This is a genomic window from Azospirillum sp. A1-3 (assembly GCF_023806445.1).
In the GTDB taxonomy this organism is placed as follows: domain Bacteria; phylum Pseudomonadota; class Alphaproteobacteria; order Azospirillales; family Azospirillaceae; genus Azospirillum.
On the sequence record NZ_JAMSLU010000005.1, the window covers coordinates 416,933 to 430,416 of the forward strand.

Consider the following 13,484-nt stretch of genomic DNA (forward strand, 5'->3'; position numbering starts at 1 on the left):
CATGACCAACGAAACCATTGGATTTATCGGGTTGGGCGTCATGGGCGGCCCGATGTGCCACAATGTGGCGCGAAAGCATCCGGGACGGTTGCTTGCCCATGACATGACACCGGCTGCCCTTGACGCGCTGTCAGGCACCAAAGCAGAGCCAGTTGACATCGCCGCCATTGCCGGCGCTGCAGACATTGTCTGCTTGTCGCTGCCAGGTGGACCGCAAGTGGAAGCTGTTTGCGAACAGCTGGTGGCAGTGGGGTTGCGCGCCGGGTCGGTGGTGATCGACCTGTCGACAACGCCGGTCGCGGTCGCCCGCACAATGGCCGGACGGTTGGCCGGACATGGCATTGACTTCGTCGACGCACCGGTGGCTCGCACGCGTGAGGCTGCACAACGGGGCGAACTCTCCATCATGGTTGGCGCCAGCGCCCCCGTCTTTGACCGTATCGAGCCGGTCCTGGCTTACATGGCAACCGACATCACGCATGGTGGGGATGTCGGGGCAGGGCAGGTGCTGAAGTTGGTCAACAACATGCTTGTCTTTGAGCATGTCGTCACATTGGCAGAGATGATGGTGCTCGGCGAAAGAGCCGGAGTCGACCCCAGAATTCTGCTCGAGGCTGTCTCCAAGGGCTCCGGTGACAGCTTCGTCTTGCGCAACCATGGCATGAAGGCAATGTTGCCGCGGCAGTTTCCCGAACGGGCGTTCTCACCGGAATACGTGCTGAAGGACATCAGCTATGTCTTTCAATTGGCAGAAGAGACCGGAGTCCCGATCAAGGCGGCCGAGACAGTGCGGCGCTATTATGAACTCGCTGTTGAGAGTGGCCTAGGTGGCCGCTACTTCCCAGGCGTTATCCAGCTTGTGGAGCAGGGTGTCCTGGAGGAGGAAAGCTGATGCCGTCAACCTCCGCCCTCCTCGCGCTGCTGTCCGATCTGTTTCCGTTGGTCTGGTCTGGCCTCATCACCGGATGCCTGTATGCGCTTGGCGCAATGGGGCTGGTGATGATCTTCAAATGCTCGAAGGTCGTGAATTTTTCACATGGCAACTTCGCCGGTCTAGCAGCCTTTCTGGTCTACGGCCTGTCGAGCGGCGTACTCCTGCAGCTTTCGTGGGGTGTGGCGGTGACCGCGACGTTGGTGATCGTCCTGGCGGCCGCATTTCTCACCTATTGCCTGATCTCGCCACTGGTTTTTGAATCCGATCTCACCGCCACGATTGCGACTCTTGGCATTGGCTTGATCGCACAGGGGGTGACGCTGCTCGTGTTCGGCGCCGACATTGTGGCGCTCGACTTGCCGGTGCCGGACTACCGCGCAACAGTTCTTGGCCTGCGCATCACTGGCTATGACCTGACCGTGCTGTCGGTGGCTCTCATCACCATCGTTACGCTGTTCTTCGTCATCGATCACACCAAGCTTGGCGTGGCCTTCCGAGCGATGTCGGACAATCCGTTCGCAGCGGAGGTCTGCGGTCTCAGCCTAAGGGCGGTGCATGTCTTCGCTTGGATGGTGGCCGCGCTTCTGGGCGTGGTGGGAGCGCTGCTGATCGTGCCGACGACGTTTTTGAGCGTCACCACGGTGGCGGTGTTCATGCTCCAGGCCTTTGCCGCCGCTGTCGTCGGCGGCTTCACCAGCCTACCGGGGGCGCTGATCGGCGGCATCCTGATCGGCGTGCTGATGAACGTCTTCACTTACTACGTCTCCCCACAGTTCAGCAGCACCTTCCTCCTGGGGATCATCCTGGTGGCGCTCAACATCTTTCCCAATGGTGTGCTCGCAGCAGCTGGAGGAGGCTCCCGTGTCTGAGAGCGTCGGAATGTCCTACACAGACAAGCGGGTTTCGGCTGATGCCATGCGGTTGGTTTCGGGCCCGGCCGGTACGGTCGCTCTGTCCGTGTTGCTGCTGTGCCTTCCGCTGATGGTTGCGCCATCCTGGCTCTTTGCGCTGGGAATTTGTTTCGCCAACAGCCTTGGTGTGCTGTCCGTCAGCATGCTGGTCCGTTACGGCGGAGAGGTGTCGATCGGACACAGCGTCTTCCTGGCCGCCGGCGCTTATACCGTTGCCATTTGCGAAACGCGCTTCGGCGTCCCCTTGTGGCTCAGTTTGCCGCTGGCGGTGGCGGCGGGAGGGTTATTGGGTGTTGCCTTCGCCTGGCCGTCACGGCGGCTCTCCGGGATCTATCTTGCCGTGACGACAATGGCCCTGGTGCTGGCGCTGCCGGAGATCATCGATGCCGGTGATGCCTGGACTGGCGGGTACGAGGGCCTCTACGTTGCGCAACACGTTGTGCCGTTCGGGGCGGTCGGCTTGCAGAGATATTATGTCGCGCTGCTGCTGTTGTTCGCTGGCGTCTTTGTGTTGGCTCGCCTGCGGGAGTCGCGGCAGGGCATGGCACTGCTGCTCGCGCGCAGCCATCCCGCGGCGGCCGATGCGTTCGGCACGCGGCGGACGTGGGCGCGGCTCTCGGTGATGGCAATCAGCGCCGCGGTTGCCGGCGGTGCCGGGGCCTCACTCGCTTACGCCAGTGCCACGGTATCCCCCAGCGGCTTCACGCTCTGGTCAGCAATCTTTCTGCTGGTGGGTTCCGTCGTCAGCTTCTACGGGCTGACCCTTGGACGCGCGCTGATCGGCGGCGCGTTCCTGACACTGGTGCCGCAGACCTTGGCTGGTGCCGGCAGCTGGATCCCGGTTTTCTACGGCTGCGCATTGCTGGCGGTTATCCTCATCGGCCATTTCGCCCCGAAGCTCCGCCAACGCCTGGAACGCCGCCGTAACGAGAGGAGCGCTTCATGACGGCCGCTGCCTTGACTGCGACAGGGATCGAACTCTCCTTCGGTGGCCTTTCGGTGCTGCGCGGACTTGACCTGGAGTTTCGCCCTGGTGAGATCACTGGACTGATCGGCCCAAATGGTGCCGGCAAGACCAGCTTGTTCAACTGTCTGACCGGGGCGTATCGGCCACAGCGCGGGGCCATCGCATTGGGTGGGCGGCCATTGAACGGCCTTCCGCCGGCGGCGCGGGCTGAGCACGGAGTGCTGCGCAGCTTTCAAACGGTGGCGCTCTGTCCCGACCTGACGGTCGTGGAGAATGTGATGATGGGGGTGGCCCGCAACCACCATGCAGGCTGGTTGAACGCCTTTCTGCCCTTGCCCCGCGGCAGGCGGGAACGATCCGCCATGCGGGTCGCCGCCGAGGCGGCGCTGGATGAGTTTGGATTGAAGGACGTGGCCGATCGCTATCCTGCCCAGTTGCCGCCCGGCAATCAGCGGCTGGTGGAGATCGCCCGGGCGATTGCTGGCCGTCCTTCCGTCCTGTTGCTGGACGAACCCGCCGCCGGACTCAACAACTCGGAAACACGGGATCTAACCAAGACACTTCAGCGTCTGGCGTCGCCCGACCTCGTGATGGTGGTGGTCGAGCATGACATGGATCTCGTGATGACCGTCTCCGACCGCATCTACGTGCTGAACTTCGGGCAATTCGTCGCATGCGGCACGCCCCGCGAGGTGCGTGACAACCCGGACGTGGTCCGGATCTATCTGGGGAGCGACGACGATGACTGACTTGCTTGCGGTGCATGATCTTTCAGTCATTTACGGCACACAAGCCCAGGCGGTCGAGCGGGTTTCCTTCGTGGTCGGCCCGCGCGAGGTGGTGGCTCTGCTGGGAGCCAACGGTGCCGGCAAAAGTTCAATCATGAAAGCGCTGGCCGGGCTCGTTCCTGCCAGAGGGGAACTGATTTTTGAAGGCGAGCCAATCGGTGGCCTTACTGTTCGGCAGCGGGTGGCCCGCGGCATCGTATATGTGCCCGAAGGACGTGCGGTCGTCGGCAGCCTGACGGTCCGCGAAAATCTCGTTCTTGGCGGCTATCAGCTTCCAGCTACCCAGCGCCGGGAACGGCTGACGGCAATGCTGGACCTGTTCCCTGAACTTACCGGTCGGCTCGACGGGCCAGCCTGGCGGCTCAGCGGTGGCGAACAGCAGATGCTGGCGATCGGCCGTGGGCTGATGGCGGGACCGAAGCTGTTGCTGTTGGATGAGCCGTCGCTTGGCCTCGCCCCCCTGTTGGTGCGGCGGGTGTTCGACCGGCTTGCCGGGATCCAGCAGGGCAGTAACCTGGCCATCGTGCTGGTTGAGCAGAACCTGCAGATGACCATGCGTCTCGCCGACAACATTCATTTCCTGCGATCCGGCCGACTGGTCGGTCATCGTCACAGGAGTGACCTGCAAACCGGCTCAGCACGGCAGGAAGTGATCGACGCCTATCTTGGTTCTGCAAGCCATAACGCGGCATAATACCCGCCGCAAAAAGCGCCGGGAAGGAGTTGGTGTGATGAAAAAGCATGGGGAATCGACTGAGTACGAGATCTACGCGATCCGCTATGGAACAAACACTAACCGCACGCGCGGCCGTAACTTCATTCTTGATGCACAGCCGAATGAAATTCTACAAATGGATTTCTTCTGCTGGTTCTTGCGGAATGGTGATCATGCGATCATCATTGACACTGGCATGGACGCTGGCAAGGCTGCCCGGCATGGCCACACCATGCTGCTCGACCCGGTTTCGACACTGCGCGATTTCGGCATAGAACCTGACGCGATTGAGACAGTCGTGATCACCCACATGCACTATGACCATACTGGACATCTTGGCTCATTTCCGCACGCCCGGTTCCACATGCAAGCGGAGGAGATGGCCTATGTGACCGGTCCTTGGATGGGCCAGCGTTGGTTCCGCCACGCCTATGAGGTCGACGAGATCTGTCAGATGGTCGAACTGCTCCATCAAGGCCGTGTGGACCTGCATGGCCGCGACCGAGAAATCGCTGATGGTGTTTCCGTTCATTGGGTGGGCGGACATTGCGCAGGGCAGGAAATCGTGCGTGTACGGACCGCCCGAGGATGGGTCGTTCTCGCCTCTGATGCATTGCATTATTATGAAGAGCTGGAGCGCGGAATTCCCTTCGCGGTCGCCTTTAATGTGTCGGACATGATCGCAGCCCATGGTCGGATCCGCGAGATGGCTGACAGCGACGACCATGTGATTCCTGCACATGATCCGCGTGTCATCGACCTCTATCCGCCGGCCGGCCCCGGCTTTGAAGGGCGAGTGCATCGCGTTGATCTGCCGCCTCGGCTGCCTTGAGATGACATGTTGCATGATGCACTGTTTTGTCGGTATTTGTGGCGACGAACCTTTCCGGGAAGGATCAAGGCTTGCTGCACCAGACCAGAGACGAGCAGTTGCTGCACCAGACCAAGGAAGAACGGGTCGCAGATTTCCTGCGCGAGGGAATCATCTCCGGCCGTTTTCCTCGAGGCTCAAAGCTGAAGCAGGCCGAACTCGCCGAGATGCTGGGGACGTCCATCACTCCCGTTCGCGAGGCATTGAAGCTGCTGGAAGCAGAAGGCTTCGTCACCGGAGCGTCGCACCGGGGCGCGGTGGTGTCGCCGCTCGACATCAACGCCACAGAGGAAATCGTTGACCTGCGGGTCACGTTGGAATGCAAGTTGGCCCTGAAAGCACTTTCGCGGCTCTCCGCAACCGTGGTGAAGGAGCTTCGTGACTTGCAGGTGCAGATCGAAGCAGCCAGCCAACGTGGTGACCGCGAGGCAGTACGGGTCATCAACTACCGCTTTCATGAGCTGATTTATCTGGCAGCGGACCAACCACTCACACTGCGCTTTGTGCGCACGCTGTGGGCACGCTACCCCTTCGATCTGATCAACAAAGTGGAACATCGCATCGACCGTGCATCGGACGAGCACCAGGACATGATGCAGGCGATTCTCGCCCGCGACGAAGGGGCGCTTCTTGTGGCGCTGCGCACGCATATCCGCTCAGGCTGGGAGGAGTTCAAGGCCAGCGTTCACCATTAGGCTGCGCCTCCTCCACTCCCGGCCACACCACCAACCGTCTTGAGCGGTCATCAGGGAACAGGAGGACCAATGGCATCCGAATCCATTCTGCTGGTCATGGATATGATCAACGACCTCGTGCATCCAGAGGGAGCCGGGGGAAAGAGCTATGTGCCGCTGATGCAAGCACGTGGCGTGTATGAGAACACCGTCCGCGCCATCGCCCGCGCCCGGGCTGCTGGCATGATGGTCGGCCATGTCCGTGTCGGTTTCTCTCCCGATTACCGCGAGGTGCCTGACAGTTCGCCTGTGTTCACCAAAGCGCGTGACAATGGCATCTTCAAGTTGGGTACTTGGGGGACCGAAGTCTATACCGATTTCGCCCCGCGTCCCGGCGATGCGGATATTGTCAAGCACCGCGTCAGTCCCTTCTACGGAACATCCCTGGCGCCACTTCTCAGCGCGCGGGGCATCCGCCGCCTCGTGCTGGCGGGGGTTTCTACCAATGGGGTTGTTTCCGCGGCGGTGCGCGAGGGACACGATCGGGACTACACCTGCGTGATTCTTGAAGATTGCTGTGCCGGTGCGACCCAGGATGAGCATGAGTTTGCGCTTGCCGGGCTGCGCCGGTTTGCACAAGTGACTACAGCCGACAGCTTTTAAGGGAATGCTCAGCACTGGTGGGGCTATGGCCCCCCAGGCTGCGCCGTGACCATCAGGCCAAATGGCTAGGAAAATGCATTATTTTGTGGGCAGGCGCCCACAGGTTCTCCCCAAAAGTTCTTAAATCCCTATGGTTCAGGCCGGAAAACGGTTTGCCGAGCCAACCAAACGGCGTTGACGCCCGGCAAAGAATGCATTATATTTTTTCTGAGAGTTTCGAGTGGCGGCTGTCGCGGACAGGGGTGCCTGGTGGGTCCCTGCATCCGGCGAGTTCAGCTCTTCCCTTTTTCCCCTTTTGAAAATGATGGAGACAGGATGTGACGACCGTTGAGATCGAAACGAAGCCGACGGTGGAAGTTGGCGGCGCACCGGCCGAGGGCCTGATCACCGATGAGGCGGTTGCCGCTGCGCGGGAGATGATCGGTCTGCAGCTGCGCCCGGAAGGGCCGTATCTTCAAGATGCCACCCCTGACACCCTGCGCAACTGGTGCAACGGCATCGGCGACCTCAATCCGCTCTATCGCGAGCTGGAATATGGCCGCAACAGCCGCTACGGCACCCAGGTCGCTCACCCGATGTTCCCGATGGCCTTTGGCTGGGTGGGGCGCACGCGCTGGGGCCTTCCCGGTGTGCATGGGTTCTACGCCGGCAATGACTGGGAGCTGTTCCGTCACGTGCGCCCGGGCGATCGCATTGCGGCGGTCGAGCGTGTTGTCGGGGTGGAGGAGAAGGAGAGCAAGTTCTCCGGGCGCCTGGTGCTGCAGTATGTCGAAGCCAGCTACTTCAACCAGCATGGCCAGCTGGTTGCCCGGGCGCTTGGCACCTGCACCCGGCATGAGCGCAAGGCAGCGCGCGATGCCGGCAAGTACAAGGACATCAAGACCCACGAGTACACCGCCGATGAGTTCGTGCAGATCGATGAGGCGATCGCGCGTGAGATCAACGGCGTGCGCGGCGCCCATGTGCGCTATTGGGAGGATGTCCAGGAAGGCGAGGAGCTCGACCCGATCGTCCGCGGTCCGCTGTCGCTGATGGACACCATGGGCTTCCTCGTCGGCAGCGGTCGCGGCCATACCCATGGCGTGGTTTTCCAGGCGGCGATGAAGCATCCCGGCCATTTCTTCCGCAATCCGGAGGCGGGCGGCGGGCTGGAATATACCGGTATCGGCCACCATCGGGAGTCGACCGCCAAGGAGGTGGGCGTGCCGGGGGTCTATGACTACGGTCCGCAGCGGTCGTCCTGGATGGCGTCGCTGGTCACCAACTGGATGGGTGACGCCGGGTTCCTGAAACGCGTCCGCACCGAGATGCGCCGCTTCAACACGATGGGCGACACGACCTGGTGCCGTGGCCGGGTTACGCGCAAGTACATCAAGGACCGTCATGCCTTGGTCGACATCGAGATCCGCGGCGAGAACCAGCGTGGCGAGCTGACCACGCCGGGCTTGGCCACGGTGGTGCTGCCGTCGCGTGATCCGAACATTCCGGCTTACATCGACGGCTCGGCCCTCGATCTTGAGCTGCCGGTCGTCCGCTAAGCAACAGGAACGGGAGCGCATCTGGCGATGGATACACGTCTTCCTCTCAGCGGCGTGCGGGTGATTGAGACCGCGTCTGGTGTTGCGGCGGCGTATGCGGGACGGCTTTTGGCAGCCATGGGGGCCGAGGTCGTGCTGGTTGAGCCGCCGGGCTTGTGCCCGTTGCGGCGGCACGCGCCGATGCTCGACGAGGCCTCCGGCATCAGTGCCTTGTTTGCCGTGCTCGGCGTCGACAAGAAGAGCGTGATCCTCGACCTGGCCGCTCCCGAAGAGCAGGCGGCTTTCAGCCGCCTGCTCTCAACCGCCGATATCCTGATTGACGATACGCCGCTGGCGGATCGCCCCGCCCACGGGCTGGATCAGGACAGCGTTGCCGCACGTCATCCCCATCTTGTGCATCTCTCCATTCTGCCCTTTGGCGCAAACGGTCCAAAGGCCGACTGGAAAGGCAGCGAGATCACCGCCCTTCACTCAGCGGGGGAGGGCTACCTTCTGCCCAATGGGCTTTCTGCCGACCTGTTCCCCGACCGGCCGCCTCTAAAGATCGCCGGCCACTTTGCCGAACGCCAGGGAGGCGTTGCCGGTGCTCTCGCTGGGCTTGCCGCTTTGTGGACAGGGACGGGGCAGTTTGTCGATGTTTCCATTCAGGACGCCAATCTCGCAGTTGGTGCCTTTGCCGTTCAACGCTATGGCGATGGCTCCACCGAGCACCGTGCCAGCCGCTCCTTTCGCTATGGCGGCGTGATCGAATGTGTCGACGGGCATGTGGAGTTGCTTACCCTGGAGGAGCGTCAGTGGAAGAGCCTGGTTACCTTGATGGGCTCGCCAAGCTGGGCGACCGCCCCGGCTCTGGCTGACCCCGTTGAACGTTCTGCACGTGGCGCGGAGATCAACGCTTACATTCGCGATTGGGCGAGCCGGCAGCGGGTGGAAGAACTGGTCGGTCGAGCGCAGGCGCTGGGTGTGCCGATGGCCCGCTACAACACCCCTGACCAAGTGGTGTCTGGAGCACATGAACGCGCCCGCGGCACCTTCACGAATTTGCACCTGCCTGATCTGCCGCCGCTGCCGTTGCAGACCGCCCCGTTCCGGTTTGGCTCTGATCCCCTGCCGCTCACCAATCCTCCGCCGGCGCCAGGTGCAGACCAGGACCTGCTTGGGAAAGACATGTCGAACACTCCACTGAGGGCTAGCGCATGAAACCGCTCGCGGGGCTCCGCATTGCCGATTTCACCGTTCACGCCGCCGGACCGTTCTGCACTCATATGCTGTCGCAGCTCGGCGCCGAATGCATCAAGATCGAAAGCGCTCAGCGACTCGACATCTTCCGCAAGCCTCACACCGTCTATGGTCGCCTGGGCCCCGCCACCTTCGATCAGGTCGCCTCGAACAAGCTTTCAATTCGCTTGAACTTGAAGCACCCGGAAGGGGTTGCATTGGCAAAGCGACTGGTCGCGATTTCCGATGTGGCCGCCGAGAGTTTCCGTGCCGGTGTCATGGCTCGCCTCGGGCTTGGATATGAAGCGTTGCGCTCTGCCAAGCCGGACATCGTTATGGTTTCCATCTCATCTTGCGGCCAGAGCGGTCCTGACTCCCATTTCGCTGGGTATGCACCGCTGTTCGGCGCCTGGGGTGGGCTGGGCTATCTGACCGGCTATCGGGATGGACCGCCGGTGGAGATGCGTCACGTCATGGACCATTCTGTCGGGCTCAATGCAGCTCTGGCAACGGTTGCTGCATTGCATCAGCGGCGGCGGACTGGGCTTGGCACCCATGTCGATGTCGCTGCCCGCGAAGTGGCGTCTTCACTGGTGAGCGAAGCGCTGTTGGCTTCCGCAGCTGGACTTGCCCTTGGTCGTATAGGCAACGAGGACCATTGGCGGGCACCGCATGGCCTGTATGAAAGCCGAGACCTCGACCGTTGGGTCAGTGTTTCGGTCGGCAGCGACGCCGAATGGCAAGCGTTGACGCGCGTGATGGGCCAAGTTGATCTGGTGGCCGATCGCCGCTTCAACAGCCAGCAAGCCCGCCATACTGCGCGGGAGGTGCTCGACCAGATCGTCGCGGCATGGTGTGCCGGCCAGGGTGCCGAGCAGGCTGTGGCGGCCCTACAGGAGGCTGGCGTGCCAGCTCATGTGTCGTGGTCGGCACGTGATATCGTTCAGGACCCGCACCTGCGCCATCGTGGGGCAATCGTGGACGTAGCGGAGGCCGACGGTGCGACAGTCCGTGCCGCCGTCGGGGCGCCGGCACGGTTCAGCCGGTCGGACAATCCTTCCATTGAGCGTGGTACGCCCGGATTGGGCGAGCACGAATCTTATGTGTTTGGCGAGCTTCTTGGGCTCAACACGGCCGAATACCGTCGGTTGGTGGACGACGCTGTCATTCACTGACCCTCAAGCCACCAACTCCATTCCAAGGACATCTTTCATGACCACTGGACCCGCACCGGCGGTTGTCGACGACCACAGCGCCGCCGTCGGCCGCACAGAGCACCGACAGGATTGGATTGCTCGCGATCGCGCCACAGCGTTGGCAGCCACCCTTGATCTCGACGGGATTCCAGGATGTGGCGAGATGCTGCCGCCTGGCTGGCACTGGCTTTACTTCAATCCCTTTGTGCGCCGCAGCGAAATTGGCGCTGATGGTCATCCCCGCCGTGGTGGCTTCCTACCGGATGTGGGCCTTCCACGTCGGATGTGGGCCGGTGGAAGGGTCACTTACCATGCGCCGCTACCGCTCCAGGTCGAGGCTGAGAAACGCAGCGAGATTAAGACTGTAACGGCCAAGTCTGGAAAAGGTGGCCGGCTCGTCTTCGTTACCGTTCGGCATGAGATCCACGCGGCCGGTACGCTGTGTGTCGAGGAGGAACAGGATATCGTTTACCGCGAAGCCGCTGTTCCCGGTGCAACGCCACCACAATCGGCGCCAGCACCTGAAGGCGCGCAATGGATAGAGGAGGTGGTGCCGGACCCTGTGCTTCTCTTCCGGTACTCGGCGCTGACCGCCAATGGGCACCGTATTCACTATGATCGCCCCTATGCTCAAGATGAGGAGCATTATCCCGATCTCGTGGTCCACGGTCCATTGACGGCAACCCTTTTGCAAGGACTGGCCACGCGTTGCCGGCCTGATGCCTGGCTGCACAGTTTCTCATTCCGCGGTATGGCGCCCTTGTTCGTCTCGACGCCGTTCCGGATTGAGGCGAAAGCCGGTGAGGCGTCGAACGTGCTTGACCTATGGGCTCGAAGCCCGGATGGCGGGCTGGCCATGCGCGGTGAAGCCCGCTTTTCACTCTGAGGGGTAGGGGCCATGGAAAAGGCGCGCAGCTTTCTGTTCGTGCCGGGGCACCGGCCCGACCGCTTTGCCAAAGCCAGCAATGCCGGGGCGCACGCGATCATCATTGACCTTGAGGATGCGGTTGGACCAGCGGACAAGGGGGCCGCACGGGATCATGTGGTGGATTGGCTGGCCGGAGGAGGCCTTGGCCTCGTCCGCGTGAACGCCGCCGACACGGCGTGGTTTGGTGCTGACCTCACCGCACTTGCAGCTTGCCGTCCAGCGGCGGTGGTGTTGCCCAAGGCGGAGCCCGCCGCTATGACGGCGTTGACAGACACCCTTCCAGGCGTGCCAGTGATTGCATTGATTGAGACGGTCTCTGGCCTTCTCGCCCTGCCTGAATTGGTCCGTCATCAAGCGGTACGGAGGCTTGCTTTTGGCAACCTCGATTTCAGCACTGACGCTCGGTTGCCCGGAACCGGAGGCGTGCTTGATCTGGCACGGTTCCAACTTGCTCTGCACGCACGCGCCGCCGAGCAACCACCGCCGATCGATGGCGTAACCATTTCCATCGACGATCCCACGCAATTGGATGCTGATGTTGCGCGGGCACGTGAACTGGGCTTCGGCGGCAAGTTGTGTATCCATCCCAAGCAGGTGGAGGCCGTCAACCGTGGCTTCGCCCCCAGTTCGGGCGAACTGGAGTGGGCACGGCGCATCACTGCAGCGTTGGAGACCAGCGGCGGAGCTGCCGTCCAACTCGACGGCAAGATGGTCGACAAGCCCATGATCACGCGTGCCCAAGCGATCATCGCCGACGCTTCGGCGTGACCGGCCGCACAGCAAAGAAAGAGGGACGGGAGATGTTTCAAAAGGGAGTCCTCGCCGGCCGGCGGGTCATTGAGTTGGGCTCGATGATCGCGGCGCCGTTTGGCACCCACATCCTTGCCGAACTGGGCGCAGAGGTGATCAAGATCGAGCCGCCAGAGGGCGAGACGACACGCCACCTCGTGCGTGGGGGCCCCAGCGGCACCTTCATCGCGTACAACCGCGGCAAGAAGAGCCTGTGCCTGAACCTGCAGGCCGAAGACGGGCAGGAGGCCTTCCGCCGGCTGGTTGCAGGGGCGGATGTGGTCCTGCACAACCTTTCCCCGGGAGCTGCGCGCAAGCTGGGGGTCACTTACGAGACCTGCTCGGCCCTCAACCCGAAGATAGTCTTCTGCCACATCCGAGGTTACGGCGTGGGGCCGATGCAGGAAGAGATCGCGTCCAATCCCGTCGCTGAGGCAGCGACCGGCGTGATGTATTCCAACCGGGTCAACGGCCGACCCTCCCGGTTGGGCCCCTCCTATCTTGATCAGTTCGCCGGATGCTATGCAGCCATCGCCGTACTGGCTGCGCTGCTCGATGAAGGCGGTGCGGCGGCGCAGCGCAACATTGAATTCGGCCTTTACGAGACCGGACTCCATATCGCCGCGCGGGATCTTGTCGGTGTGCAGCTGAAATCACAGCTGCTGGGCCGGGCGGAGACCGAACCGTCTCCGGAATTCGCGATGCCCGGCTATGGCGCCTACGAGACACGGGAAGGCCGCTGGATCTACATCGTCATGCTGACGGACGAGCATTGGCGCCGCTTCTGTCGTGCGGTCGAGGTTGAGGCCGCTGCCGACTTGGCAACGTTACGCGACCGTCGGCGCAACCGTGACCGGGTTGAAGCGCTGGTCCGGGATGCCGTCAGCCGCTGGGACTACGACGGTCTCTCCAAGGCAATGGGCGCCGCTGGTGTCGGCCATACCGAGGTTCTATCAGCAGACCGCGTGCTGCAGGCACCGCAAGCGTGTGACCCACGCAAGTTTTCCGAGGTTCCGTTCTCTGTGTACAGTTTCCAATCTCCCGACTTTCCGGTGCCGTCCTGTCGGGATGCCTCACCGGTCGGCCCACCACCGCTGCTGGGTGAGCAGACCCGTGACGTCCTTGCCATGCTTGGCTACGGCTCCGAGCAGATCGAGGCGATGATCATCGCCGGAGCGGCCGCAACCCCCCAAGCCGGGAAGCCCCTTTGGGCCAAAGCGACTGGCGGCGACCTGTCCTAGGGCGCTGAAGTCTCTCACGACCTCGGCACACATTGTGCGCCCATGCAGGGC

Annotated in this window: 14 protein-coding genes; all 14 read left to right on the forward strand. The window is 62.3% G+C overall.

Annotated elements, in window-relative coordinates; genetic code table 11:
* Position 1: 1 nt before the first annotated feature.
* The 14 genes from M5E06_RS26500 (at position 2) to M5E06_RS26565 (ending at position 13,433) form a co-directional block, all read left to right on the forward strand.
* Positions 2-892 (forward strand): NAD(P)-dependent oxidoreductase, encoded by an 891-nt coding sequence (locus M5E06_RS26500; RefSeq protein ID WP_252140777.1) that lies wholly within the window; start codon positions 2-4, stop codon positions 890-892.
* Entirely contained in the window at positions 892-1,803 is a 912-nt protein-coding gene (locus M5E06_RS26505) for a branched-chain amino acid ABC transporter permease (protein WP_252140778.1), read from the forward strand. The genes M5E06_RS26500 and M5E06_RS26505 overlap by 1 nt, the downstream gene beginning before the upstream one ends.
* 10 nt (positions 1,804-1,813) lie before the next feature.
* Positions 1,814-2,791: a branched-chain amino acid ABC transporter permease gene (locus M5E06_RS26510; RefSeq protein WP_252140779.1), complete on the forward strand. Its 978-nt coding sequence runs from the start codon at positions 1,814-1,816 to the stop codon at positions 2,789-2,791.
* Positions 2,788-3,561: an ABC transporter ATP-binding protein gene (locus M5E06_RS26515; RefSeq protein ID WP_252140780.1), complete on the forward strand. Its 774-nt coding sequence runs from the start codon at positions 2,788-2,790 to the stop codon at positions 3,559-3,561. The genes M5E06_RS26510 and M5E06_RS26515 overlap by 4 nt, the downstream gene beginning before the upstream one ends.
* Positions 3,554-4,294 (forward strand): ABC transporter ATP-binding protein, encoded by a 741-nt coding sequence (locus tag M5E06_RS26520; RefSeq protein ID WP_252140781.1) that lies wholly within the window; start codon positions 3,554-3,556, stop codon positions 4,292-4,294. The genes M5E06_RS26515 and M5E06_RS26520 overlap by 8 nt, the downstream gene beginning before the upstream one ends.
* A 37-nt stretch (positions 4,295-4,331) precedes the next feature.
* Entirely contained in the window at positions 4,332-5,147 is an 816-nt protein-coding gene (locus M5E06_RS26525; RefSeq protein WP_252140782.1) for an N-acyl homoserine lactonase family protein, read from the forward strand.
* Positions 5,148-5,218: 71 nt separating this feature from the next.
* Positions 5,219-5,881 (forward strand): GntR family transcriptional regulator, encoded by a 663-nt coding sequence (locus M5E06_RS26530; protein WP_252140783.1) that lies wholly within the window; start codon positions 5,219-5,221, stop codon positions 5,879-5,881.
* 69 nt (positions 5,882-5,950) lie between these two features.
* Positions 5,951-6,523: a cysteine hydrolase family protein gene (locus M5E06_RS26535; RefSeq protein ID WP_252140784.1), complete on the forward strand. Its 573-nt coding sequence runs from the start codon at positions 5,951-5,953 to the stop codon at positions 6,521-6,523.
* A gap of 317 nt (positions 6,524-6,840) precedes the next feature.
* Positions 6,841-8,061 carry an FAS1-like dehydratase domain-containing protein gene (locus M5E06_RS26540; RefSeq protein ID WP_252140785.1) on the forward strand — a complete coding sequence of 407 codons (1,221 nt, stop codon included), beginning with the start codon at positions 6,841-6,843 and terminating at the stop codon, positions 8,059-8,061.
* Between the two features lie 27 nt (positions 8,062-8,088).
* A complete protein-coding gene (locus M5E06_RS26545) occupies positions 8,089-9,261 on the forward strand; it encodes a CoA transferase (protein WP_252140786.1) in 1,173 nt (390 codons plus the stop codon).
* Positions 9,258-10,454, forward strand: coding sequence for a CaiB/BaiF CoA transferase family protein (locus M5E06_RS26550; protein WP_252140787.1), 1,197 nt, complete (start codon positions 9,258-9,260; stop codon positions 10,452-10,454). Before M5E06_RS26545 ends, M5E06_RS26550 begins: the two co-directional genes overlap by 4 nt.
* A 37-nt stretch (positions 10,455-10,491) precedes the next feature.
* Positions 10,492-11,361, forward strand: a complete 870-nt coding sequence (locus M5E06_RS26555) for an HTD2 family dehydratase (protein ID WP_252140788.1) — start codon at positions 10,492-10,494, stop codon at positions 11,359-11,361.
* Positions 11,362-11,373: 12 nt separating this feature from the next.
* Entirely contained in the window at positions 11,374-12,171 is a 798-nt protein-coding gene (locus M5E06_RS26560; protein WP_252140789.1) for an HpcH/HpaI aldolase/citrate lyase family protein, read from the forward strand.
* The gene (locus M5E06_RS26565) at positions 12,168-13,433 is read left to right on the forward strand and encodes a CaiB/BaiF CoA transferase family protein (RefSeq protein WP_252140790.1); all 1,266 of its coding nucleotides are present in this window, start codon (positions 12,168-12,170) and stop codon (positions 13,431-13,433) included. The genes M5E06_RS26560 and M5E06_RS26565 overlap by 4 nt, the downstream gene beginning before the upstream one ends.
* The last annotated feature ends 51 nt before the right edge of the window (positions 13,434-13,484 follow it).

Excerpts from the sequence above, each read along its gene's own strand:
- M5E06_RS26500 (WP_252140777.1), top strand. The coding sequence starts at position 2 with ATGACCAACGAAACCATTGGATTTATCGGGTTGGGCGTCATGGGCGGC.
- M5E06_RS26505 (WP_252140778.1), top strand. The coding sequence starts at position 892 with ATGCCGTCAACCTCCGCCCTCCTCGCGCTGCTGTCCGATCTGTTTCCG.
- M5E06_RS26510 (WP_252140779.1), top strand. The coding sequence starts at position 1,814 with ATGTCCTACACAGACAAGCGGGTTTCGGCTGATGCCATGCGGTTGGTT.
- M5E06_RS26515 (WP_252140780.1), top strand. The coding sequence starts at position 2,788 with ATGACGGCCGCTGCCTTGACTGCGACAGGGATCGAACTCTCCTTCGGT.
- M5E06_RS26520 (WP_252140781.1), top strand. The coding sequence starts at position 3,554 with ATGACTGACTTGCTTGCGGTGCATGATCTTTCAGTCATTTACGGCACA.
- M5E06_RS26525 (WP_252140782.1), top strand. The coding sequence starts at position 4,332 with ATGAAAAAGCATGGGGAATCGACTGAGTACGAGATCTACGCGATCCGC.
- M5E06_RS26535 (WP_252140784.1), top strand. The coding sequence starts at position 5,951 with ATGGCATCCGAATCCATTCTGCTGGTCATGGATATGATCAACGACCTC.
- M5E06_RS26545 (WP_252140786.1), top strand. The coding sequence starts at position 8,089 with ATGGATACACGTCTTCCTCTCAGCGGCGTGCGGGTGATTGAGACCGCG.
- M5E06_RS26550 (WP_252140787.1), top strand. The coding sequence starts at position 9,258 with ATGAAACCGCTCGCGGGGCTCCGCATTGCCGATTTCACCGTTCACGCC.
- M5E06_RS26555 (WP_252140788.1), top strand. The coding sequence starts at position 10,492 with ATGACCACTGGACCCGCACCGGCGGTTGTCGACGACCACAGCGCCGCC.
- M5E06_RS26560 (WP_252140789.1), top strand. The coding sequence starts at position 11,374 with ATGGAAAAGGCGCGCAGCTTTCTGTTCGTGCCGGGGCACCGGCCCGAC.